Origin of the sequence: Burkholderia sp. LS-044 (genome assembly GCF_004803625.1) — a bacterium.
GTDB classification, from domain to species: Bacteria; Pseudomonadota; Gammaproteobacteria; order Burkholderiales; family Burkholderiaceae; genus Burkholderia; species Burkholderia cepacia.
In genome coordinates this window covers 105,301-127,899 of record NZ_SSWO01000007.1, presented here as the reverse complement: position 1 = coordinate 127,899, position 22,599 = coordinate 105,301, and the positions used below count along the sequence as shown (strand labels likewise).

The following is a 22,599-nucleotide window of genomic DNA, read 5'->3' as shown; positions in this document are numbered from 1 at the left end:
AAGGAAATCCTTGCAGTGTCCATCATTCATTCCGAGTCAGGGATCAGCGCGATGAAATCCTCCCCGTTGTCCGTGCGCGCCGGGTCGTGCCGCACCGCCGTCGCCGTCGCGGTCGCCGCACTGGCGCTGGCGGGCTGCGCGAACTACATCGGCATCAAGAGCGACAAGCAGATCGCCCCCGCGTCGCAATTCGAATCCGCCCAGAGCCTGCCGGCCCAGGGCGGCCAGTGGCCGGCGCTCGACTGGGCCAGCCAGTTCGGCGATCCGCAGTTGCCGAAGCTGATCGACGAAGCCCTGCAGGGCAATCCGTCGATCGCGCAGGCACAGGCGCGCATCGCAAAGGCGTCGTCGTACATCGAATCGTCGCGTTCGAACCTGATGCCCAAGGCGGAAGCCAGCTATTCGTGGACGCGTGAGCTGTATTCGTCGAACGCGCTGTTCCCGCCGCCGTACGGCGGCCAGTGGTACAGCGAGAACAACGCGCTCGCGAGCGCGTCGTGGGAACTCGACCTGTGGGGCAAGAACCGCGAGCGCCTGCACACCGCCGTGTCGCAGGAAAAGGCGGCCGAAGCCGACATGCAGCAGGCACGCATCACGCTCGCGTCGTCGGTCGCACGTACCTACAACTCGCTCGCGCAGCTCTATGCGCTGCGCGATATCGCCCAACGCGAGATCGCCAACCGCGAGACGGTCGGCAAGATCACCGACGGCCGCGTGTCGGCCGGCCTCGACACCAACGTCGAACGCCAGACGGCCCGCGGCAATATCGCGACGACCCAGGCTTCGCTGTCCGATCTCGATGGGCAGATCACGACGGTGCGCTACCAGCTCGCGGCACTGCTCGGCAAGGGCCCGGATCGCGGGCTGCAGATCGCGGCGCCCGTGATGAACCCGAGCGGCGATGTCGCACTGCCCGGCAACCTGCCGGCCGATCTCGTCTCGCGCCGCCCCGACATCGTCGCCGCGCGCTGGCAGGTCGAAGCTGCGATGCACGACGTGAAGGAAGCGAAGGCCGAGTTCTACCCCGACGTGAACCTTGCGGCCGGTTTCGGCTTCGATGCGTTCGGCTGGGGCAAATTCCTGAACTTCGCGAGCCGCCAGGCGCAATTCGGCCCGGCGATCCACCTGCCGATTTTCGACGCCGGCGCGCTGCGCGCGCAGCTCAAGGGCCGCTACGCGGACTTCGACCTGTCGGTGGCGAACTACAACCAGACGCTGATCAGCGCGCTGAACGACGTCGCGACGCAGGTCGCGTCGATCCGCGCAGTCGATCGCCAGATGGGCGATGCGCAACGCGCCCTCGACGCATCGACGCGCGCATACGACCTCGCGGTCATCCGCTACAAGGCCGGCCTGTCGCCGCAGCTGCAGGTGCTGACTGCGGACAGCAACCGCCTCGCATCGGAGCAGACGGTGACCAACCTGAAGATGCGCCGGCGCGACATGCAGCTTGCACTGATCAAGGCGCTCGGCGGCGGGTTCGACGCGACCGGCACGCCGCTTGCCGCGCCCGATGCCGACAAGCCGACAAAACAGGCCGCCAACTGATCCGGCGCCACCACTACGCAGACACTCGAAATAACGGACGGAGAAAATCGCCATGAGCGACCAACAAAACGCCGCCAGCGCGCAGCCGCAGAACAACGGCAAGCGCAAACGGATGATGACGCTGCTCGTCGCGGTCATCGTGATCGCGGCCATCGCGTATGGCCTGTACTACTTCCTCGTCGCCCGCTTCCATGAAGGGACCGACGACGCGTACGTGAACGGCAACGTCGTGCAGATCACGCCGCAGGTCACCGGCACCGTGATCGCGGTGAAGGCCGACGACACGCAGACGGTGAAGGCCGGCGATCCGCTCGTCGTGCTCGACCCGGCCGACTCGCAGGTCGCGCTGCAGCAGGCCGAAGCCAATCTCGCGCAGACGGTGCGCCAGGTGCGCGGCCTGTTCGTCAACGACGACCAGTATCGCGCGCAAGTCGCACTGCGCCAGTCCGACCTGTCGAAGGCCGAGGACGACCTCCGTCGCCGCGTGGCCGTCGCGCAGACGGGCGCCGTGTCGCAGGAAGAAATCTCGCACGCACGCGACGCCGTGCGCGCCGCCCAGGCATCGCTCGACGCCTCGCAGCAACAACTCGCGTCGAACCGCGCGCTGACCGCAAACACGACGATCGCATCGCATCCGAACGTGATGGCCGCAGCCGCGAAGGTTCGCGACGCGTACCTGGCGAACGCGCGTAACGTGCTGCCCGCACCGGTCACCGGCTATGTCGCGAAGCGCTCGGTGCAGGTCGGCCAGCGCGTGTCGCCGGGCACGCCGCTGATGTCGGTGGTGCCGCTGAATGCAGTGTGGGTCGATGCGAACTTCAAGGAAGTCCAGCTCAAGCACATGCGCATCGGCCAGCCGGTCGAACTGACGGCCGACATCTACGGCTCGTCGGCGGTCTATCACGGCAAGGTGGTCGGCTTCTCGGCAGGTACGGGCTCGGCGTTCTCGCTGCTGCCGGCGCAGAACGCGACGGGTAACTGGATCAAGGTCGTGCAGCGCCTGCCGGTGCGGATCGAACTCGATCCGAAGGATCTCGCCAAGCACCCGCTGCGCATCGGCCTGTCGATGCAGGTCGACGTGGACATCAAGGACGAACGCGGCGACCAGCTCGTGAACGCACCGAACACCGTCTACGAGACCAACGTGTTCGCGAAGTACGGCGACGAAGCCGACGCCGAAATCGCCCGCATCATCGCCGAGAATGCCGGCGGCAACGCACCGGCGCCGGCTGCGGCGAAGTCGAATGCCGTCGCGAAGATGATGTAACCGCTCCGACTCCGGAAAGACAACCGACATGGCACAGGCACCTGTCTCTCACCCGCCCTTGCAGGGCGGGCAGCTCGTGATCGGGACGATCGCGGTATCGCTCGCGGTGTTCATGAACGTGCTCGACACGTCCATCGCGAACGTCGCGATCCCGACCATCTCGGGCGACCTCGGCGTGTCGTCCGACCAGGGCACGTGGGTCATCACGTCGTTCGCAGTCGCGAACGCGATCTCCGTGCCGCTGACCGGCTGGCTGACCGACCGCTTCGGGCAGGTTCGCCTGTTCCTCGCGTCGATCATCCTGTTCGTGATTTCGTCGTGGATGTGCGGGCTCTCGCCCAACCTGCCGTTCCTGCTTGCGTCGCGCGTGCTGCAAGGCGCGGTGGCAGGCCCGATGATTCCGCTGTCGCAAGCGCTCCTGCTGTCGAGTTATCCGCGCGCCAAGGCGCCGATGGCGCTCGCGCTTTGGGCGATGACGACGCTGATCGCGCCCGTTGCCGGCCCGATTCTCGGCGGCTGGATCTCGGACAACTACTCGTGGCCGTGGATCTTCTACGTCAACATCCCGGTCGGCATCGCCGCCGCCGCCGCGACGTGGGCGATCTACCGCAATCGGGAATCGGCCGTGCGCCGCGCCCCGATCGACGGCGTCGGCCTCGCGCTGCTGGTCGTCTGGGTCGGCTCGCTGCAGATCATGCTCGACAAGGGCAAGGATCTCGACTGGTTCGCGTCGACGACCATCATTGTGCTCGCGCTGACCGCAGTCATCGCGTTCGCGTTCTTCGTCATCTGGGAACTGACTGCCGAGCACCCGGTCGTCGACCTGTCGCTGTTCCGCATGCGGAACTTCACCGGCGGCACCGTCGCGCTGTCGATCGGGTACGGCCTGTACTTCGGTAACCTCGTGCTGTTGCCGCTGTGGCTGCAGACGCAGATCGGCTACACGGCGACCGACGCCGGTCTCGTGATGGCGCCGGTCGGGCTGTTCGCGATCCTGCTGTCGCCACTCACCGGGAAGTACCTGCCGCGCACCGATCCGCGCTTTATCTCGACGGCGTCGTTCCTGACGTTTGCGCTGTGCTTCTGGATGCGGTCGCGCTACACGACGGGGGTCGACGAATGGTCGCTGACGCTGCCGACGCTCGTACAGGGCATCGCGATGGCCGGCTTCTTCATCCCGCTGGTATCGATCACGCTGTCGGGCCTGCCCGGCCACCGCATTCCCGCGGCATCGGGCCTGTCGAACTTCGTGCGGATCATGTGCGGCGGCATCGGCACGTCGATCTTCCAGACGGCCTGGGACCATCGCAACAACTTCCATCACGCGCAACTAGTCGAGCAGGCGAACGTCTACAACCCGACGTTCAACCAGGCCGTCACGCAGATGGGCAACCTCGGGCTGACGCGGGACCAGGCACACGGGCTGATCAACAACCTGGCCACGCAGCAGGCCGCGCAGCTCGGCGTGAACGACCTGTTCTACATTTCGGCGGCGATCTTCGTGCTGCTGATCGGGCTGATCTGGATCACGAAGCCCGAGCGCTCGGGCGGTGGCGATGCAGGTGCCGCGGCATCGGCTGCACACTGAACACGCTGCCTGGACGCAAACAAAAAGCCCCGCTTCGTGAAGCGGGGCTTTTTCATTCCGACGGGCGCGCGTTCGCGCGGCTGCGTCAGGCTGCCGTGACGACGAGCCGCTCCGGCGCCAGCACGCCGTTTGCCTTGCGGGCCACGCCGAGCAGGCGAGTCGCGTCGTAGACGCGCACACGCCCGCCTTCGGTCGCGTCGATCGGGTCGAGCGACGACAGCGGCAAACGCTGCCCGTGCAGGAACCGCTTCGCGCTGGTTTCATCGAGACGAACCAGCGGAAACGTCGACAGCAACGCATCGACCGGCTGGAGCCACGCATCACGTGCCGCTTCGTCGGCATCGGACAGCGCATCGAGCGTTACCGCATGCTCGAGCGTCAGCGCGCCGACGCCCGTGCGCCGCAGCATCGTCAGATGCGCACCGCAACCGAGCGCCTCACCGATATCCTCTGCCAGCGTGCGCACATAAGTGCCCTTGCTGCAGGTCACGCGAAACGTCACGTCAGGCAGGTCGCACGCGAGCAGGTCGAGGGCGAGGATCGTCACGTTGCGGCCCTCGCGCTCGACGGTTTGCCCCGCGCGCGCATATTCATACAGAGGTTTGCCATCGCGCTTGAGCGCCGAATACATCGGCGGCACCTGCACGATCTCGCCGGTGAAGCGCACCAGCGCGGCTTCCACCGCCGCACGGTCGCATTCGACGGGGCGCGTGTCGATCACCTCGCCTTCCGCGTCGCCGGTAGCCGTACGCTGGCCGAGACGCATCGTCGCTTCGTAGGTCTTGTCCGCTTCGAGCAGATCCTGCGAGAACTTCGTCGCCTCGCCGAAACACAGCGGCAGCAAACCCGAAGCCAGGGGATCGAGCGTACCGGTGTGACCGGCTTTTTTCGCGAGCAGCAGGCGCTTCGCGCGAATCAGTGCATCGTTGCTCGAAAGGCCGACCGGCTTGTCGAGCAGGAGGACGCCGTCCAGCACGCGCCGGGGCACGCGCGGACGTTGGGATGCTGCAGTCGTCATAGGCCGGTCGAGCTCAGTCGTCCTTGGTAGCCGCGTCGGCCTCGTCGTCGTCCTTCGCGCGCGTCGAGTTCGCTTCCTTGATCAGGCGCGACATTTCCACGGCCTTCTCGATCGTCTGGTCGTAGTGGAAATGCAGCGTCGGCACCGTATGGATGTGCAGGCGCTTGAACAACAGGTTGTGCAAGTGACCCGACGCGTGGTTCAGCGCTTCCTGCGTCTTGGCCGGATCGCCGGTCAACGCGGTGAAGTAGACCTTCGCGTGCGCATAATCCGGCGTGAGTTCGACGCTCTGGATGGTCACGATGCCGATGCGCGGGTCTTTGACCTCGCGCATGATGAGTTCGGACAGATCGCGCTGAATCTGGTCAGCGATCTGCACGTTGCGATTGGGGGAAGTACGTTTCCTGGACATGATCGATCCGTGATCCGTTTATCAGGATGAAGCGGCGGCCAGTGTTGGCGCGCCACCATGAAAATGGGCGGGACAGGCCCAAGCCTGCCCCGCCCATGAGCCGATGCGCGAGGATTACAGCGTACGCGCGACTTCGGTCACTTCGAAGACTTCGAACTGGTCGCCTTCGATGACGTCGTTGAAGTTCTTCACCGACATACCGCACTCGAAGCCTTGCTTCACTTCCTTCACGTCGTCCTTGAAGCGCTTCAGCGATTCGAGTTCGCCCGTGAAGATCACGACGTTGTTGCGCAGCACGCGAACCGACGACGAGCGCTTGACGATACCGTCCGTGACCATACAGCCGGCGACCGTGCCGACCTTCGGCACCTTGAACACCTGGCGCACCTCGACCATGCCGGTGACGACTTCGCGCTTCTCCGGCGCCAGCATGCCCGACATTGCCGCCTTCACCTCATCCACTGCGTCGTAGATGATGTTGTAGTAGCGGATGTCGATGCCGTTCGCTTCGGCCAGCTTGCGCGCCTGTGCATCCGCACGCGTGTTGAAGCCGATGATGACAGCCTTCGATGCCGTTGCGAGGTTGACGTCGTTTTCGCTGATGCCACCCACCGCGCTGTGCACGATCTGCACGCGCACTTCGTCGGTCGACAGCTTGAGCAGCGACTGCACGAGCGCTTCCTGCGAGCCCTGCACGTCCGCCTTGATGATGAGCGGCAGGTTCTGCACTTCGCCTTCGCCCATCTGCTCGAGCATGCTTTCCAGCTTCGCGGCCTGCTGCTTCGCCAGCTTCACGTCGCGGAACTTGCCCTGACGGAACAATGCGATTTCACGCGCCTTGCGCTCGTCCGGCAGCACGATCACTTCCTCGCCAGCGCCCGGCACTTCCGACAGACCCTGGATTTCGACCGGGATCGACGGGCCGGCTTCCTTCGTCGGCTTGCCGTTCTCGTCGAGCATCGCGCGTACGCGGCCGTAGGCCGTACCCGCCAGCACGATGTCGCCGCGGTTCAGCGTACCGGACTGCACGAGGATCGTCGCGACCGGGCCCTTGCCCTTGTCGAGCTTCGCCTCGATCACGATACCCTTGGCCGGCGCTTCGACCGGTGCCTTCAGCTCCAGCACTTCGGCTTGCAGCAGCACGTTCTCGAGCAGATCGTCGATGCCCGCGCCCGTCTTTGCCGACACCGGCACGAACGGCGAATCGCCACCGTATTCTTCCGGCACGACGCCTTCCGCGACCAGTTCCTGCTTGACGCGATCGGGGTTCGCTTCCGGCTTGTCGATCTTGTTGATCGCGACGACGATCGGCACACCACCCGCCTTCGCGTGGGCAATGGCTTCCTTCGTCTGCGGCATCACGCCGTCGTCGGCTGCCACCACCAGCACCACGATGTCGGTCGCCTTCGCGCCGCGTGCACGCATTGCCGTGAACGCTTCGTGACCCGGCGTATCGAGGAACGTGATGACGCCACGCGGCGTATCGACGTGATACGCGCCGATGTGCTGCGTAATGCCGCCCGCTTCGCCTGCGGCAACCTTCGCGCGGCGGATGTGGTCGAGCAGCGAGGTCTTGCCGTGGTCGACGTGACCCATCACCGTGACGACCGGCGGACGCGGCAGTTGCTCGGCGTCGGTACCGGTTTCGCCTTCGACGAGCAGCGCTTCCGGATCGTCCAGCTTCGCGGCAACCGCGCGGTGGCCCAGTTCCTCGACGACGATCATCGCCGTTTCCTGGTCCAGCACCTGGTTGATCGTGACCATCTGGCCCATCTTCATCATCACCTTGATGACTTCGGAGGCCTTGATCGACATCTTGTGCGCGAGATCGGCAACCGACACGGTTTCCGGCACGTGCACTTCACGGACGATCGGCTCGGTCGGCGCCTGGAAGGACGATGCACTGTCCTGGTGACGGCCACGGCCCTTCGGGCCGCCGCGCCAGCCGCGGTCGACGCCGCCGCTCGAATCGCCGCGCGTCTTGATGCCGCGACGCTTCGACGCGTCGTCCTGCCAGCCGCCCTTGCCAGCGCCCGGCTTCTTGTTGCGGTCGCCCGCGCCTGCCGGCGCCTGCGTCGTTGCCGGTGCCGCACCGGCCGGCTTCTTCACGGCCGGGCGCGCCTGCGCACCTTCCGGCTTTGCCGGCTTGTGCAGCGTGCCCTTCGCTTCGGCCGGCTTCGGCGGCTCGACCGGTTTCGGCGGCTCGACTGCCTTGACGACGGCCTTGCGCGGCGTGTTCATCATCTCGCGAATCGCACGCGCTTCGGCTTCAGCCGCCGCACGGCGCTTGCTGATCTCTTCCTGCTCGGCACGCGCCTTGTCCGCTGCCTCGCGGGCAGCGTCTTCAGCCTTCTTCGCCGCTTCGCGCTGCGCCGCACGTTCGGCGGCTGCGCGCGCCTCGTCCTGCGCGGACTGCGCCGATTGCGGAGTCTCCGCTTCCTGTTCGGCTGCAGCAGCCTGCTGTGCGGCCGCCTGCTGCTGTGCCGCCGCAGCTTCGGCCGCGGCACGCTTCGCCGCCGCTTCTTCCTCGGCGCGACGGCGCTCGGCTTCGGCCGCTTCCTCGCGGGCACGACGTTCCGCTTCCTCGCGCTCGAGGCGCTCCTGACGCTCGCGCAGTTCCTGCGCCTGCTTCTCGAGCAGCTCGGCCTCGCGGCGCGCTTCTTCCTCGCGACGCTTCAGTTCTGCATCGTCGTCCGCTTCGGCGACCTGCGCCTGACCCTGTTCCGCACCTTCGGCCACGTCGTCGCGCTTGACGAACGTACGCTTCTTGCGGACCTCGACCTGAATGGTGCGAGCCTTGCCCGTCGCGTCAGATTGCTTGATCTCCGACGTATGCTTGCGGGTCAGCGTGATCTTGCGCTTGTCGCCGTCGGTTGCGCCGTGCGACTTGCGCAAATGATCGAGCAGACGCGCCTTGTCCGTTTCGGACAGCGCATCGTCTTCACTCGCTTTCTGGACGCCCGCTGCCTGCAGCTGTTCGAGCAGCACACCAGCAGGCATTTTCAGTTCCGCGGCAAATTGGGCTACGTTGTTACTCGCCATTCATTCCTCTTAGTGCAAGGACCGATTCCTTGCGGTTAGCATCGGGTCAGGCCATACGGCCGCCATCAAATCAGTGCGCCATGGTCATTTCTCACTGGAACCAGTGTTCACGTGCTTTCATGATCAACGCCTTAGCGGCATCCTCTTCCATCCCGGTCATGTCGACCAGTTCATCCACAGCCAGCTCGGCGAGATCGTCGCGCGTCTGCACGCCGTGTTCAGCCAGCTTCGCGAGCAGCTCCGGCGTAATGCCGTCGAGGCTCTTGAGATCCAGCGCTGCGTTCTCGACCTTTTCTTCGTTCGCGATCGCCATCGTCAACAGCGCGTCGCGTGCGCGGTTGCGCAGTTCGTGCACGGTGTCCTCGTCGAACGCCTCGATTTCGAGCATTTCGTTGAGCGGCACGTACGCGATCTCTTCCAGACTCGTGAAGCCTTCGTCGATCAGGATGTCGGCAACTTCTTCGTCGACGTCGAGACGCGCCATGAACAGCGCACGCAGCCGGTCGCGTTCTTCACCCTGCTTCAGGGCGGATTCGTCCGGCGTCATGATGTTGATCTGCCAACCGGTCAGTTCGCCAGCAAGACGAACGTTCTGACCGCTGCGGCCGATCGCGACAGCCAGCTCGTTCTCGTCGACGACGACGTCCATCGAGTGCTTTTCTTCATCGACGACAATCGACTGGACAGCTGCCGGCGCGAGCGCGCCGATCACGAACTGGGCGGGATCCTCCGACCATAGCACGATGTCGATGTTTTCGCCACCGAGCTCGTTGCGCACGGCCTGCACTCGGGAACCGCGGATACCGACGCAGGTGCCGATCGGGTCGATCCGCTTGTCGTACGCGATGACGCCGATCTTCGCGCGCACGCCCGGGTCGCGGGCAGCCGCCTTGATCTCGAGCAGGCCCTGCTCGATTTCCGGCACTTCCATCTCGAACAGCTTCATCAGGAACTCGGGCGCCGTACGCGACAGTTCGATCTGCGGGCCGCGCGCGGTGCGGTCGACCTTCGCGATGTACGCACGCACGCGGTCGCCCACGCGCAGGTTTTCCTTCGGGATCAGCTGATCGCGGCGCAGCAGCGCCTCGACACGGCCCGATTCGACGATGAAGTTGCCCTTGTCGAGGCGCTTCACCGTACCCGTCATGATCTTTTCGCCACGTTCGAGGTAATCGTTCAGGATCTGCTCGCGCTCGGCGTCGCGCACCTTCTGCAGGATCACCTGCTTCGCGGCCTGCGCGCCGATGCGACCGAACTCGATCGACGGAACGGGTTCCTCGACATACTCGCCGACTTCGACGTCGGGCTTCTGCTCACGCGCTTCGAACAGCAGGATCTCGCGATCCGGCTCCTGCAAGCCTGCCTCGTCGGGCACGACGAGCCAGCGACGGAAGGTTTCGTGCTCGCCGCTTTCGCGATCGATATGGACGCGGATTTCGGCGCCTTCGTCGAACAGCTTCTTGGAAGCAGATGCGAGCGCGGCCTCGAGGGCGCCCAGCACCACATCCTTGTCGACGTTTTTCTCGCGCGCCAGCGCATCCACCAGCATCAACACTTCGCGACTCATTATTTGCGGCTCCTAAAGTCAACTTGCGGAATCAGGCGGGCTTTGTCGATATCGGCCAGCGTGAAATCCAGCATGGCCGCCTCGCCCTTCTTCCTCTCAAATTCCAAACCGATCGTTTCGCCATTCGGCGCGTGCAGAATGCCCCGGTACGTCTTGCGCCCGTCCAGCGGCTTTTTCAAGGTCACGGAAACTTCGCTGCCGGCGAAGCGCTCGAAGTCGGCCAGCTTCTTCAACGGGCGGTCGAGCCCCGGGGACGAGACTTCGAGCCGTTCGTAATCGATGTTTTCGACCGTCAAGACGTGCTGGAGCTGACGCGTGACCTTTTCGCAATCTTCGAGCGAGATGCCGGCAGGCTGATCGATATAGATGCAAAGCATGCCGCGCCCAGTGCGCTCGAGATCCACCAGCTCGTAACCGAGCCCGGTGACCGTGGTTTCTATCAGTTCCGTCAGTTGCACAGTGTCCTCTCAGGTGTTCGCGCCCGCCGCTCGCGAATTCACCCGCGGGCGCGCGCCTTAGCCGGCGCAGGAAGCGCTACCCGAGATGCCTAACCGTTTCAGCAAAAAAAAATGGGCGGAACGCCCATCTTCTTACTGGTGGTCGCACCTGAGCCGCACATTGAATCCGTACGCCCAGCGACTCCGCGATTATAGCGATTTTTGGCGCAAACGCCAAGCCAGCCGGTAAAAGCAGCGTATCGCCCGCCTTTACCGACCCAAAAATGCGAAATCGGGTTATCCGATCAGCCAGCACCATCCTGCCAGGCCGGAGATCGGTCATGCCGGCTGCGACGCAGCGGCACGCAATATATATACAGTCGAAAGCGATCGGCGCAATACGCCGTGCCGGCAAAATCGGCGGGATGCCGATCGGGCCGGCACGCCGGCGGCTTTGCGCCGCCGTGCGCCAACATGTGTTTAGCGGCTGCGCGTACGACTGCGCTGCTGACGCTGGCCGCCGCCGCGCGGACCGCCGCCGTTGCCGGCGCCGTCAGCCCGATTGCCGTTCGGATTGCGATTGCCGCCACCCTTGCTGCCGCCGCGCTTGGCGCCCGCGCCTTCGCGCTTGGGGCCTGCGCCGTACGACGCACGGTTGCCGTCGACATCACGGCCGCCACCCGCGCGATTGCCGTCGCGACCACCGCCCGCACGGTTGCCATCGCGGCCGCCGCCGGCACGATTGCCGTAACCCGACGGCGCAACCGGCAGGCTGCCGTAGCCGCTCAGGCCCGGCAACCCCGGCCCGCCGCGCCGACCGCCGCCGCGACGCGGCTGATCCAGCTGCCCGTGAGCCGTCAGCACCGGCTCGCGGCTGATGAAGCCCATCGATGTCTGCATCGGATCGGGCTGGCGACGCTCGGCCTGGCCGGCACCGCCGCGCTTGCCCTTCTCCTCGGACGGTGCCTTCAGACCGACGGTCGCCATCAGCTTGCGCACCTGCGTGTCGTCGAGCTCCTCCCAGCGGCCGCGCTTCAGACCGCGCGGCAGCGGAATCGGACCGTGACGCGTACGGATCAGGCGGCTCACCATCAGGCCGACCGCCTCGAACATCCGGCGCACTTCGCGGTTGCGGCCTTCGGCCAGCGCGACGTGATACCAGTGGTTCGTACCCTCGCCGCCGCCGTCGCGGATGCGCAGGAAGTTTGCCGGGCCGTCATCGAGCTCGACACCATGCAGCAGCTTCTGACGCATGCCTTCGGCCAGTTCGCCGACGACGCGCACCGCGTATTCGCGCTCGACGCTGTAGCGCGGATGCATGAAGCGGTTTGCGAGGTCGCCCGAAGTCGTCAGCATCAGCAGACCTTCGGTATTGAAGTCGAGGCGGCCGACCGCGAGCCACTTCGCCGTCTTCATCGGCGGCAGTCGGTCGAACACCGACGGACGGCCTTCCGGATCCGCGTGACTGACGATCTCGCCCGTCGGCTTGTGGTACAGCAGCACCCGCGGCGGCTTGTTCGGCAGCTTGCGCTTGACCGGCTTGCCGTTGATCCGCACCTGGTCGGTCGGCATGATGCGCTGGCCGATGTGTGCGGGCTCGCCGTTCACCGACACGCGACCGGCGACGATCAGCTCTTCCATCTCACGGCGCGAGCCCATGCCCGCTTCCGCCAGCACCTTGTGCAGCTTCGGCGCGTCGTCGTCCGGCGACAGCACGCGCTTGTTCGCCGGCTGGTTGCGGCCGCGACGCAGCATCGGCGCACGCACGCCGCTACCGCCCGCGGAATTGTCGGCGTCGAATGCCGGCGACGTCACGTAGGCAAACAGTTCGTCCTGGGACGCGTCGCCTTCCGTCTTCGCCGCACCACCTTCAGCCTTCGATGCGCCGCCGCGACGGCCCTGGCCGCCCTGACCGCCCTGGGTCTTGGTCGCACTTTCGCGCTTGCCGGCCGGCTTGCGACCGCCCTTGGCCGCGCCTTCCTTGCGCGGCGCACGCGCCGGCTGCTGCGCGTCGGCGGCTTCGGCCGGCTGTGCGTCAGCGTCTTCGCCACCCTGCGGCTCGCCTTCGGCGCCCTTCGACTTGGCCGCCGCGCGACGTCGCGCGATCAGGCTGCGCGGGCCTCGCCGCAGACCGCGGCGGGGACGCTCGTCGCCACCCTCGGCCGGAGCGCCCTGCTCCGGTGCATCGTCGGCACGCGCTGCCTGCACGGCAGGCGCGGACGATTCAATATCGTGGATATCTGTCAAAACAACCTCAAAATGTCAGGTCTCGCGCCCGGCGCGGGCGCGGCAAGAAGTTGGCCGCGTTCAGGCGCGACGCTGTTCGGGTTCTGCTTCGTCGTCCGGCAGCGCGTCGACACCGATGGGTGCACTGGCGCTTCGTACGGCATCGGCGAGACTGTCGGACGTGTCGTCCAGCATCTCGCCGTCCGCGGGACGGGAACGGGAGGCGTCGGCCTGACCAGCCTCGCCGGGCATGTCGCCGGCCGCTTCCGTTGTTCCGTCTCCGGCAACCGCTTCGGCGGCCGGCTTGCGATCTTCCTCGCTCCAATCCGCGCGCAGCGGCTCGGGCTGCACACCGGCCGGCACTACTTCGGCGCCAGCCTGTTCCAGTTGTTCCGCTTGCCCGCGATCAGCTTCGAGCGTATCGCGGCTCGCGATTTCCTGCGTCGGCACGACGTCCACCGCGGAATCGCCCGGCAATCCGGCCGACTGGCCGGCGGATGCCTCGTCCGCCTGCGGCGCGTCGCCCGCTGCGTCGTCGGCAATCGACATGTCTCCGTCGAAATCCATCGCCTGCTGCGCCAGCAGCGCAGCCTCGATGTTCGCGGCCGGCTCTTCGAGCGCCGGCAGATCATCGAGCGCCTTCAGGCCGAGGTCGTCGAGAAACTGCTTGGTCGTCGCATACAGCGCCGGGCGCCCCGGCACGTCACGATGACCGATCACTTCGATCCAGCCGCGATCCTCGAGTTGCTTGACCACCTGCGTATTGACCGTGACACCGCGAATCTCTTCGATGTCGCCGCGCGTGACGGGTTGCCGGTACGCGATGATCGCGAGCGTCTCGAGCACCGCGCGCGAATATTTCGGCGGCTTCTCGGGATGCAGGCGATCCAGATAGTGACGCATCGCCGGCTTGCTCTGGAAGCGCCATCCGGTCGCCAGCGCCACCAGTTCGACGCCGCGGCCGGACCAATCCTGTTTCAGATCTTCGAGCAACGTGCGGACCGTGTCAGCCGACACGCCGTCGGCAAAGAGCTTGCGCAAATCGCCGAGCTTCAGCGGTTCCTGCGCGCAGATCAAAGCAGTCTCGAGGACGATCTTCGCCTCTTGGGTATTCATGCAGCTAGGCCAGACCCTGTGGTCAAACGAACCGGATCAACAAACAGACGAAAGGAACGGAAGACGCGCTCGCCCGATTCTGATCGGTCATATTGATGGGAGCACGAACCGGGGGCGGCGAACCAACTTCAGGCCAGGCCCAAACCGGACGGAACAGCACGGCTCAACGACGGAACCGCGTGACTGAGCGCCATATTACGCAAAATTGCCCGGTGCGTAAAGATGAGCCGAACCGGCTGCCGCCAGCGCGCCGAATCCGCTCCGGCCCCGCTTCAGCGGGTGGCCGCTCCGCGCGCGAGGAAGCTGCGCAGCCGCTCGACGCCCGCGTCGAGTCGTGCCGGATCGCATGCGTAGCACCAGCGCACGAACCCTTCGCCTTCCGGGCCGAATGCACGCCCGGGCGCAAGGCCGAGCCCCGCTTCACGCACCAGCGTCTTGCAGAACGCCAGACTGTCGGCCGCGCCCGGCAGGCGCAGGAACAGGTACATCGCGCCCGGTGGCGGCGGCACCTCGACGCCCGGCAGCGTGCGCAGCGCGGCAACCAGGTGATCGCGCGCGTCACGCAGCGCCGCGACGAACGACCGCACGAACGGCTCGCCATCGCGCAGTGCGACCTCACCCGCAGCCTGCACGAAACCCGGCGCGCACGACGTGTTGTATTCGACGAGCTTCGACAGGTCGCCCATCACCGCTGCCGGCGCGATGAGCCATCCCAGGCGCCAGCCCGTCATCGCCCATGCTTTCGAAAACGAATTCACGACAACGACCCGCTCTTCGCGCGACGCGATGTCGAGGAACGACGGCGCGCCGTCCGCGCCGAACGCGAGCCGCTCGTACACCTCGTCGGCAACCAGCCAGATGCCGTGGCGGCGGCAATGGGCGAGCACGGCCCGCTGGTCGTCACGCGACATCGTCCAGCCGGTCGGATTGTTCGGCGAGTTGATCAGCAGCATCCGCGTATCGGGTGTCAGCGCCGCAAGCAGCCGCCCGATCTCGAGCTGCCAGCCTGCCTCGCCATAGCCGAGTGGCACACATTCGACCCGCGCCCCAAGAATCTTCGGAATCTCGACGAGATTCGGCCACAGTGGCGTGACCGCGACGACGCGCTCGCCCGGACCGACCAGCAGCTGCGCGGCCAGCATCAGCGCACTCACGCCCGAACTCGTCACGGCCACGGTGTCGGCCGCCGTCGCACCGTGACGGGCGCTGACGTAGGCCGCGATCGCGTCGCGCAACGGCGCGGTACCGAGGTTGTGCGTGTAGAAGGTTTCGCCGTCGCGCAGCGCCGCCGCCGCGGCGTCGCGGATGAAGTCCGGCGTCACGCGATCGGATTCGCCGAACCAGAACGGCAGCATGTCCGGCACGCCGAAGCCGGCGTTTGCCACTTCCCGGATCAGCGACGGACGCAACGCGTGCACCACATCGCGCGCCGCCAGCGCGCCAGACACCGAAAGAGAACCTGCAGAATGCGCCATCGAGCACCACCATCGAGGAACACGATCCGCGTAGTGTACCGGCCCCAAGCCGGACCGACGCGCGTCGGTGCGCGTCAGTCGAGGTCCTCCGCCCTCGCCGGCATCTGCCGCACAAGCTCCCAGATCGCCTGAGCGGCAGGCGACAACGACCTGTCGCGGCGGCGCACCAGCTCGACCGTGCGTTCGGTGCGCGGCGTGAGCGGCCGCGCGACGAGCGTCGAGCCGGCCGGCAGCGGCAGCGACAGCCACGGCTGCACACTCACACCGACGCCGGCCTCGACGAGGCCGAACACGGTCGCCGAATGCCCGAGCTCCTGCATGACCGTCGCGTTGACACGATGGGCGGCCAGCGCGGCATCGATCAGCGGCCGGCTTCCCGACGCATGATCGAGGAGCACGAGGCGCTCGCCGTCCAGCGCCGTCCAGGGCACCTCGGCGCGCGCCGCGAGCGGATGGTCGGCGCGCGCGACAAGGCAGAACGAATCGGTCATCAGCGGTTCGCAGACGAGATCGCCAACCGTGAGCGGCCCGATCACGACGCCGAAATCGACCTCGCTCGACTTCACCTTGCGCAACACATCGCTCTGCACGTCGTCGCGCAAGCCCAGCGTCACGAACGGGAACTGGCGCTCACACGACGCAACCACGCGCGGCATCAGCCGGCATGCGATCGTCGGGCTGGCCGCGACGATCACGCGCCCCCGGCGCTGCTCGCCGATTTCGCGAATCTCGCGCAGCGTGTCGTCGAGATCGTCGAGCAGACGAGACACACTCGCGATCAGGTTCGCGCCGACATCGGTCAGCTGCACGTCGCGCGTCGTGCGGTCGATCAGCTTCAACCCGAGCTCGGCCTCGAGCTCGCGCACGCAGCGGCTGACCGCGGACTGCGTGAGCCCGATTTCGTCGCCCGCGCGACTGAAGCTACTGAGCCGCGCTACCTCGATGAAGACGCGAAGCTGGCGCAGCGTGACGTTCATTTCCTGACCTCATCAATCGTCGATATCGATGCACGATTTTAATGCGCGAATCCGGCGTCGACGTGCGAATCAGGCATCTGCCCCCATGTTTCGCTGCGGTGCAATACCTACGCGAACGCACGCGGTGCGGGCGAACTGCACAAGATTGGTGATTGTCCCGATTTGCTGGCGGGTTATTTTGGCGTCTTATACGCCCCTAGCTGACTTAGCCGTTAGCTCGCTGCCAAGCGGCTCTCGAGGGAATTACCTCCGACATGGCACGCTTCGTGCATCACCTGGCGCACAGGGCGCAGGTTTCGTCGGACGGAAGAGCAGAAACGCCGCTGCCGGCCAACCGGACGCCCCCACCCGGCACTCGACGATCGAGTGCTTGAAGAGTGCGCGGCGCAGGGCAGCGCACCGGAGTTAGCTTCGCTGAGGTGAGGACATGATGCTGTTCGACGATTTGAGAGATAACGAGTGGGCGCTGGTCGAAGGTCTGTTTTGCTCGGAACCCGCACGGAGTGAGCGGCGCGGCCGCCCCCGCGTGGAAGCCCGCTCGGTGGTGAACGCCGTGCTGTGGGTGCTGTCGACGGGCGAAGGCTGGTCGAAGCTGCCAGGCCGCTATCCGTCGCCGCCGACTTGCCGCCGCCGCTTCGACGAATGGCAGGCAGACGGCACGCTCGCCGAAATCGTGAAGCGACTCGGCACGAGCGGCCGGCAGATCTCCCTGCGCGGGCGCATCGGCGCGAGTGCTGCGAAGCCGCCCGCCCCGCCGAGCCGCGACCGGCTGCGCGGCGCCTTCTGGACCAATCCGGAATCCTGGCGCGCGCCCGTCAAGATGGCGTAACGAATGCTCGATCGGGCGGCTTCGGCCGCCCGGTTTCTTTCCGCAACTCGATCTGTTCGCGACGCCTGCGGTGCCGTCGATTACCGTTGTCGTGGCGCGATACATCTATTTACCAATATTTACAGCAAGCCTGCACTCCCGCGCTTACCTTAGCGACATATCAACAAGCCGCGTGGCTTGAGGGGAGCCCCGCCATGAAACCAATGTCACTGCTCGTTGCATGCGGCATTGTCATTTCCCTGGCGTTGTCCGCTCCAGCCCGCGCCGACGATCGCGCGAAGCCGCCCCATCGCCAGCAGGATCACCGGAACACGCTCCGCCAGCCACCCTCCGCCAACGCGTCCGGCCGGCAGACCGTACCGCGCGGCGACCTGCGCGGCGACATCGCCAGCAATGCGCGAGCGCGCATCGGCTCGCAGCCGTCGGACGTACCGCGTCATCCGTAGTCCTGCCAATTTCAGGATTTCACCAAAGAAAATGCCCGCTGCCGGGAACTGCGCCGCATGCGGCGAGTCACAACGTTGCCATGAGCACAGCGTGGCAACAGCAAAAGTATCCGGTACGCCCGTATCCTCGCGATACGGGCTTTTTTTTTTTGCATCGCCTGCCGCTCGGCGATGCGTTTGGAGAAATGATCGGCCGCTACAGGCGGCTTTCGAGAATCGCCACGGCACTCGCTTCGCTCAATGCGTAGTCGGCCATGCGGCGATCGGTCCAGGAAAGTAATTTCTCGTCGCGCTCGAGGCGCGAGAACTCGGCTCGGCCGCTTTCGGTCAGCACGGCAATGTCGACCGGTGCGTGAAAGCCCGGCGCGGGGGCAACGGTTTTCTGCCTGACCGTGTCCATCAGCCCAAGCGAACGGAGATACTCGAACACGCCCGGGCGGCGCGCCCACGGTACCTGGCGGTACTGCACTCGTCTCAATGCGTCGAGCACCGCTTCGTTGGAATACGTGGCCATCTCGATTCTTTCTTAAAGTGCAGCGACAATGCGAAGCGGCGCGCCGGGCGGGGTCTCCACCCACCGATACCGCCACCGATTCTGGAGGCCGACGTTCGGCGTCGCGTCAGGGCTGGATCGTCAGCCGTCCATAAAAAGACACCATACCCCAATCAAATTGATTCTGTTCGATTCATTTGTACTTCTCTTCATCTGTTTCATGCTCTGCCGCAAGCGGCGGCAAATCATCTCGATGGCCGCCGCTGCGCTGTTCTGGCTGCTCGCGACAGGCTGGCTCACCGCGCCGCTGATCGCGTGGACCGAGGCGGGAGTCGTACCTGTCGAGCACCCGGACATGCATGGGCGGACCACACTGATTCTCATCGGCGCCGGAACACGGCGCACCGACGCCGGGCTGCAGCCCCCGCCTGACGGAGCCGCTCGCATCCACAAGGTCGCGGCGCTCTACCACGCGTGCCGGCAGCAGGCCGCACACTGCACCGTGGTGATGTCGGGCGGCGACCCGCAGCATCACGGAGAAACCGAAGCGGCCGTCTACGGACGCCAGCTCGTCGCGGAAGGCATTGCTCCCGCGGACCTCGTTCTGGAACCAGATAGCCGCACAACCTACGAAAACGCGAAATTCACTGCACCTATACTACGCTCACAGCATGACGACGCACGCATTCTCGTCACTTCGTCATATCAGATGCGCCGCGCATTGCTCGATTTCCGCCACTTCGGGATCGACCCGCAGCCCGTTTATGCGAATCGCCGGCGCGCGCAAACCGGCTGGCTGCCGCGCTGGCGCAACCTGGCCAACGCCGAACAGGCGCTGCATGAACTGGTCGGCATCGCGCAGTTCCACGTCTATCGATGGCTCGGGTGGTTCTGACTGACGGCTGCGGGAAACCCGAGCGGGAATGAATGCGGCGGCGACGATGGCAGGCGCGTGACGAAGTGTGCGAAGTGTTGCGCGACTTCAACGGGGCCTTGCGTCCCGCCTCGATCCGATGCACATTGATCCGTCACTTTTGTTACACTCGACACGCACTCGATTGCAGTCGCCAGACAAAACGGCAACACTCGGGTTCATCACCACTTAGCGGAGGTAAAGCAATGAAGAAGACGTCCCTGGCTATCCTGGTAGCGATGTCGGCGCTGACTGGCGCAGCGTATGCGCAAGAGAGCACGGAAATCAAGACGATTACCGATCCGGCCAAGATCTCCGAGATCGAGCAGCGTGCACAGGCGCTGCAGCAGCAGCAAGCGGCCGAAGCCGCACAGCCGGCGATGCAGGAAGAGCATCACCACGGCAAGAAGGCTGCTCACCACAAGGCTGCCGCGAAGAAGGCCGGCAAGAAGGCTGCCAAGGCCGCAGACGCTGCCAGCCAGTAAGTTCGGCGGTACCGCACAAGAAAAAGCCGAATCCGGGCAACCGGGTTCGGCTTTTTTGATTGCGGCGCGCGTGCGCTGTGCTAAAGTCGCGCACCGAATTTTTCCACCCGTGCGCACCCCGGTGCGGAGGACAGCATGAGCAACATTCAACTCGACATCGAGTGGACCGAAGCCGCCACTCGCCAGATCAAGCAACTGATGCCCCGCGGCTCGGCCGACGCATTCCTCGCGCTGCCGCCGATCGAGTGCCTGCCGATGGAGGGCGACGTGCTCTTCCTCGGCCCGCAAGGCAAACAGCAACCGTTCATCGTCGCCGAGCGCCAGTATCATCACGACGGCGACGCCGACTGGACGATCATCCTGATCCTCGACGTCCCCAACACGTCGCACTGACGCACCCCGCGACCGGACACGTCCGGTCGCCCCACCCGGCTCAGACGAGCTTCGACAGCACGCGGATTTCGGAACGCTCGATCCAGTCCGCGGCCGCTTCGCGATAAGCAAGAATGTGCGCGGAACGCGCATGGGCAGCAAGCGCCTCCTCGCTTTCCCAACGCTCGACGAATACGAACCGCGCGGGCTCCTTCAGATCCCGATGCAGGTCGTACTGCAGCGCGCCTGCTTCGTTGCGGGTCGGCTCGACGATCCCTTCGAGCTGGACGCGCAACTTCTCCTCGGCGCCCGGCTTCGCCACGATCAGCGCCACGACTGCAATTTCCGCCATTCCTTCCCCCTCATCTCGAAAAGTCCGAGAATACGCGAATCGTGTATCGGCTGCGCCGGCACGGCCCCGCACGACGGCCAAAAAAATAGCCCGCGCTTCAGAGAAGCGCGGGCGAAACCGTCGCCCTACGAGGATAGGCGACGGGGCCATCGGGATCCGCACGCTGGCGCGGATCATCATCAGTTGCGCCGACACTTGTCGCATCGGCATTCGAAGACGTCGATACCGTTGATCGCGCGCTCGCGGCGCACCCCCGGTATCTGACGCCATCCTCCCTGTTTCAACGATTCCAACATATAAAGCAGGTTGCATGCCAGCCATCACACGCGAACCACCTCATTGATTTATAAGGACAAAATTTTTGCAGACGACAATACGGCACGTGTTCTGCCGCCGTAACGCGCGGATGTTACGTAACGTCACGAGAAGGGACTGAACACCCCTCTCATGTGCGCGCCGGCGAGCGGCCATGAAAAAGCCCGCCATGTGGCGGGCTTTTTCATTGGTGCGGAGAAACCGCGGAAATCAGCGGAGCTGATTCACGAGCAACCCCATGATCTGGCGAGCCGGCGACGATGTGTCGATCGCACCCGAATCGTCAACGACCGCCACGCGCGTCTGGTCGGCCGTGAGCGCCTTCACGTTGACACGGTACTGCTTCGCCTGCTTTTCCTTCTTGCCGTGGAACAGCTGGCTCCAGAAGCCCTGCTCGGCCGAAGTCAGATCCTTCGGATCGACATAACGCACGAAATACAGGCCCTTCGTGCGATCGCGATCGTCAACCGTGAAGTTCGCACGATCGAGCGCGAGACCGACGTGCAACCACGACCGGTCGTACGGCTCGCCAAGCGTGACTTCCGACGGCACGGCCGCGTCGGCCGCATCGTTGCCTTGCGCCGACGTGCGGGAAACGTTTTGCGCGGCAATCGCGGCAGCCGCCTTCGACGACGCGTCGGTGTCCGCCTTCTTGTCCTTCGGGATCGTGTTGTCCTTGATGTTCGCGATCGGCGGCTCGCCGTTCTTCGCGCGCTGCTCGTTCTGTGCGAGCACGGCCATCAACCGCTTCAGGTATTCGGTCTCGAGCGCCGGATCGTTCGGCTTCGGTTCCCACTTGCTCGAATCGTTGTTCGCGCCCGTGATCGCTTCGCGCATCCCCTTCTGGCTGATGAACACGTAGGTGCCGCCATTCGGCGCCGCATCGAGACGCGTACGGTACTTGTTGCGCTCAGCCGTCACGTACGAGTTGCCCATCGCCTTCGAGATCACGCTGCGGATCAGGCCGTCGTTGATCTGCGGATGGGTTTCGTTCCAGTCGGTTTCCATCACGCCCTTGTCGCGCTGGTCGACGACGAGCAGGAAACCCTGCTCCTGCCAGAAGCGGCGGACCTGCGTCCAGACGTCGGCCGGCTGCTTGCCGTCGATCACGAGCCAGCTCTCGGTGCCGTCGCGCTGGATATGCATGCCGGCTACGGCCGGAGCAACGGTGTCCAGCGCAGGCGCCGCCTGCTGGACCTGCTGAAGCGCGGACAGGGAAGTCGCGCCGCCCTGGGGCGGCAGCGAACGCTGATCGGCCGTCTCGTCGAGCATGTTGGGCGGCACTGCGAGCGACGCTTCCTTCGATTTCGAATCGCTCTTGTAGTCCACTTTCGTGGGCGACGACGTACCGCAACCGGCGACGAGCGCGCCGGTGGCGAGCACTGCAGCGAACCGCATGGTAAGACGAAGATCAGTCATGTTCGGGGAATCCTCTTCCGCTAAATCACGGCGCTTTCCGTGGATCAACCTTGCATTTTACCGGGGCCGCGCCGCGATGTGCAAAAAAGCGACCGGCAAGAAAAAACCCGCGTCAGCCCAAGCTGACGCGGGTTCTTGTCTGGTCGGGGCGAGAGGATTTGAACCTCCGACCACCTGCACCCCATGCAGGTACGCTACCAGGCTGCGCTACGCCCCGAAAGAAAAAAATTATAACAGACAGTTTCCCGATTTAGAACGGGTCACATGCATTTTGTGAATGTTCTTGCGAAATTTTTTGGCGT

19 protein-coding genes, 1 tRNA gene and 1 pseudogene are annotated in these 22,599 nt (G+C 65.2%); 8 read left to right on the top strand and 13 right to left on the bottom strand.

Features of this window, described 5'->3' with window-relative positions; all coding sequences use genetic code 11:
- Positions 1–51: 51 nt before the first annotated feature.
- The 3 genes from E9536_RS19650 to E9536_RS19640 are packed head-to-tail and all read left to right on the top strand — an operon-like array spanning position 52 to position 4,403.
- Positions 52–1,548 (top strand): efflux transporter outer membrane subunit, encoded by a 1,497-nt coding sequence (locus E9536_RS19650; protein WP_060084789.1) that lies wholly within the window; start codon positions 52–54, stop codon positions 1,546–1,548.
- A gap of 52 nt (positions 1,549–1,600) precedes the next feature.
- Entirely contained in the window at positions 1,601–2,815 is a 1,215-nt protein-coding gene (locus E9536_RS19645; RefSeq protein WP_060205595.1) for an HlyD family efflux transporter periplasmic adaptor subunit, read from the top strand.
- Between the two features lie 28 nt (positions 2,816–2,843).
- Positions 2,844–4,403: a DHA2 family efflux MFS transporter permease subunit gene (locus E9536_RS19640; RefSeq protein ID WP_021162400.1), complete on the top strand. Its 1,560-nt coding sequence runs from the start codon at positions 2,844–2,846 to the stop codon at positions 4,401–4,403.
- Between the two features lie 85 nt (positions 4,404–4,488).
- Here E9536_RS19640 and truB read toward each other — a convergent pair whose 3' ends face one another.
- The 9 genes from truB to E9536_RS19595 form a co-directional block, all read right to left on the bottom strand.
- Positions 4,489–5,421 carry a tRNA pseudouridine(55) synthase TruB gene (truB, locus tag E9536_RS19635; protein WP_059700075.1) on the bottom strand — a complete coding sequence of 311 codons (933 nt, stop codon included), beginning with the start codon at positions 5,419–5,421 and terminating at the stop codon, positions 4,489–4,491.
- Positions 5,422–5,434: 13 nt separating this feature from the next.
- Positions 5,435–5,833, bottom strand: coding sequence for a 30S ribosome-binding factor RbfA (gene rbfA / locus E9536_RS19630; protein WP_021162402.1), 399 nt, complete (start codon positions 5,831–5,833; stop codon positions 5,435–5,437).
- Between the two features lie 114 nt (positions 5,834–5,947).
- Positions 5,948–8,875, bottom strand: coding sequence for a translation initiation factor IF-2 (infB, locus tag E9536_RS19625; RefSeq protein WP_027787688.1), 2,928 nt, complete (start codon positions 8,873–8,875; stop codon positions 5,948–5,950).
- 91 nt (positions 8,876–8,966) lie between these two features.
- The gene (gene nusA / locus E9536_RS19620) at positions 8,967–10,442 is read right to left on the bottom strand and encodes a transcription termination factor NusA (protein WP_006476166.1); all 1,476 of its coding nucleotides are present in this window, start codon (positions 10,440–10,442) and stop codon (positions 8,967–8,969) included.
- The gene (rimP, locus tag E9536_RS19615) at positions 10,442–10,900 is read right to left on the bottom strand and encodes a ribosome maturation factor RimP (RefSeq protein ID WP_014897219.1); all 459 of its coding nucleotides are present in this window, start codon (positions 10,898–10,900) and stop codon (positions 10,442–10,444) included. The genes nusA and rimP overlap by 1 nt, the downstream gene beginning before the upstream one ends.
- A 459-nt stretch (positions 10,901–11,359) precedes the next feature.
- Positions 11,360–13,126, bottom strand: a complete 1,767-nt coding sequence (rluB, locus tag E9536_RS19610) for a 23S rRNA pseudouridine(2605) synthase RluB (protein WP_136470424.1) — start codon at positions 13,124–13,126, stop codon at positions 11,360–11,362.
- A gap of 60 nt (positions 13,127–13,186) precedes the next feature.
- Complete coding sequence (gene scpB / locus E9536_RS19605) at positions 13,187–14,221, bottom strand: SMC-Scp complex subunit ScpB (RefSeq protein WP_136470423.1); 1,035 nt, start codon at positions 14,219–14,221, stop codon at positions 13,187–13,189.
- Positions 14,222–14,493: 272 nt separating this feature from the next.
- Positions 14,494–15,696: a pyridoxal phosphate-dependent aminotransferase gene (locus tag E9536_RS19600; protein WP_027787691.1), complete on the bottom strand. Its 1,203-nt coding sequence runs from the start codon at positions 15,694–15,696 to the stop codon at positions 14,494–14,496.
- A 74-nt stretch (positions 15,697–15,770) separates the two neighbouring features.
- The gene (locus E9536_RS19595) at positions 15,771–16,673 is read right to left on the bottom strand and encodes a LysR family transcriptional regulator (RefSeq protein ID WP_060084784.1); all 903 of its coding nucleotides are present in this window, start codon (positions 16,671–16,673) and stop codon (positions 15,771–15,773) included.
- Positions 16,674–17,103: 430 nt separating this feature from the next.
- Here E9536_RS19595 and E9536_RS19590 point away from each other — a divergent pair.
- Positions 17,104–17,490 (top strand): annotated as a pseudogene (locus E9536_RS19590) (transposase); the annotation flags it as partial.
- Positions 17,491–17,696: 206 nt separating this feature from the next.
- Positions 17,697–17,948 (top strand): hypothetical protein, encoded by a 252-nt coding sequence (locus E9536_RS42130; protein WP_027787693.1) that lies wholly within the window; start codon positions 17,697–17,699, stop codon positions 17,946–17,948.
- Between the two features lie 196 nt (positions 17,949–18,144).
- On the opposite strand, the gene E9536_RS19580 is transcribed toward E9536_RS42130, so the two are convergent.
- Positions 18,145–18,462 carry a hypothetical protein gene (locus tag E9536_RS19580; RefSeq protein ID WP_011351791.1) on the bottom strand — a complete coding sequence of 106 codons (318 nt, stop codon included), beginning with the start codon at positions 18,460–18,462 and terminating at the stop codon, positions 18,145–18,147.
- Between the two features lie 157 nt (positions 18,463–18,619).
- Between E9536_RS19580 and E9536_RS19575 the strand changes: the two genes are divergently transcribed.
- From E9536_RS19575 to E9536_RS19565, 3 genes are all read left to right on the top strand, one after another.
- Positions 18,620–19,336: a YdcF family protein gene (locus tag E9536_RS19575; protein ID WP_060172040.1), complete on the top strand. Its 717-nt coding sequence runs from the start codon at positions 18,620–18,622 to the stop codon at positions 19,334–19,336.
- 224 nt (positions 19,337–19,560) lie between these two features.
- Positions 19,561–19,839 carry a hypothetical protein gene (locus E9536_RS19570; RefSeq protein ID WP_011351789.1) on the top strand — a complete coding sequence of 93 codons (279 nt, stop codon included), beginning with the start codon at positions 19,561–19,563 and terminating at the stop codon, positions 19,837–19,839.
- Positions 19,840–19,974: 135 nt separating this feature from the next.
- Positions 19,975–20,232, top strand: a complete 258-nt coding sequence (locus E9536_RS19565; protein ID WP_021162409.1) for a hypothetical protein — start codon at positions 19,975–19,977, stop codon at positions 20,230–20,232.
- Between the two features lie 40 nt (positions 20,233–20,272).
- On the opposite strand, the gene E9536_RS19560 is transcribed toward E9536_RS19565, so the two are convergent.
- From E9536_RS19560 to E9536_RS19550, 3 genes are all read right to left on the bottom strand, one after another.
- On the bottom strand, positions 20,273–20,563 hold the full coding sequence (locus E9536_RS19560) for a putative quinol monooxygenase (RefSeq protein ID WP_027787696.1): 291 nt from the start codon (positions 20,561–20,563) through the stop codon (positions 20,273–20,275).
- A gap of 525 nt (positions 20,564–21,088) precedes the next feature.
- Complete coding sequence (gene bamC / locus E9536_RS19555; RefSeq protein ID WP_059700059.1) at positions 21,089–22,297, bottom strand: outer membrane protein assembly factor BamC; 1,209 nt, start codon at positions 22,295–22,297, stop codon at positions 21,089–21,091.
- 140 nt (positions 22,298–22,437) lie between these two features.
- Positions 22,438–22,514: transfer RNA gene (locus tag E9536_RS19550), tRNA-Pro, on the bottom strand.
- Positions 22,515–22,599 lie beyond the last annotated feature (85 nt).

Bases quoted from the DNA above. Each gene is read 5' to 3' on its own strand.
- E9536_RS19640 (WP_021162400.1), top strand. From the start codon at position 2,844: ATGGCACAGGCACCTGTCTCTCACCCGCCCTTGCAGGGCGGGCAGCTC.
- E9536_RS19570 (WP_011351789.1), top strand. From the start codon at position 19,561: ATGAAGAAGACGTCCCTGGCTATCCTGGTAGCGATGTCGGCGCTGACT.
- infB (WP_027787688.1), bottom strand. From the start codon at position 8,875: ATGGCGAGTAACAACGTAGCCCAATTTGCCGCGGAACTGAAAATGCCT.
- E9536_RS19645 (WP_060205595.1), top strand. From the start codon at position 1,601: ATGAGCGACCAACAAAACGCCGCCAGCGCGCAGCCGCAGAACAACGGC.
- nusA (WP_006476166.1), bottom strand. From the start codon at position 10,442: ATGAGTCGCGAAGTGTTGATGCTGGTGGATGCGCTGGCGCGCGAGAAA.
- scpB (WP_136470423.1), bottom strand. From the start codon at position 14,221: ATGAATACCCAAGAGGCGAAGATCGTCCTCGAGACTGCTTTGATCTGC.
- bamC (WP_059700059.1), bottom strand. From the start codon at position 22,297: ATGACTGATCTTCGTCTTACCATGCGGTTCGCTGCAGTGCTCGCCACC.
- E9536_RS19600 (WP_027787691.1), bottom strand. From the start codon at position 15,696: ATGGCGCATTCTGCAGGTTCTCTTTCGGTGTCTGGCGCGCTGGCGGCG.
- E9536_RS19595 (WP_060084784.1), bottom strand. From the start codon at position 16,673: ATGAACGTCACGCTGCGCCAGCTTCGCGTCTTCATCGAGGTAGCGCGG.
- E9536_RS42130 (WP_027787693.1), top strand. From the start codon at position 17,697: ATGAAACCAATGTCACTGCTCGTTGCATGCGGCATTGTCATTTCCCTG.
- E9536_RS19565 (WP_021162409.1), top strand. From the start codon at position 19,975: ATGAGCAACATTCAACTCGACATCGAGTGGACCGAAGCCGCCACTCGC.
- E9536_RS19560 (WP_027787696.1), bottom strand. From the start codon at position 20,563: ATGGCGGAAATTGCAGTCGTGGCGCTGATCGTGGCGAAGCCGGGCGCC.
- truB (WP_059700075.1), bottom strand. From the start codon at position 5,421: ATGACGACTGCAGCATCCCAACGTCCGCGCGTGCCCCGGCGCGTGCTG.
- E9536_RS19580 (WP_011351791.1), bottom strand. From the start codon at position 18,462: ATGGCCACGTATTCCAACGAAGCGGTGCTCGACGCATTGAGACGAGTG.
- E9536_RS19650 (WP_060084789.1), top strand. From the start codon at position 52: ATGAAATCCTCCCCGTTGTCCGTGCGCGCCGGGTCGTGCCGCACCGCC.
- rbfA (WP_021162402.1), bottom strand. From the start codon at position 5,833: ATGTCCAGGAAACGTACTTCCCCCAATCGCAACGTGCAGATCGCTGAC.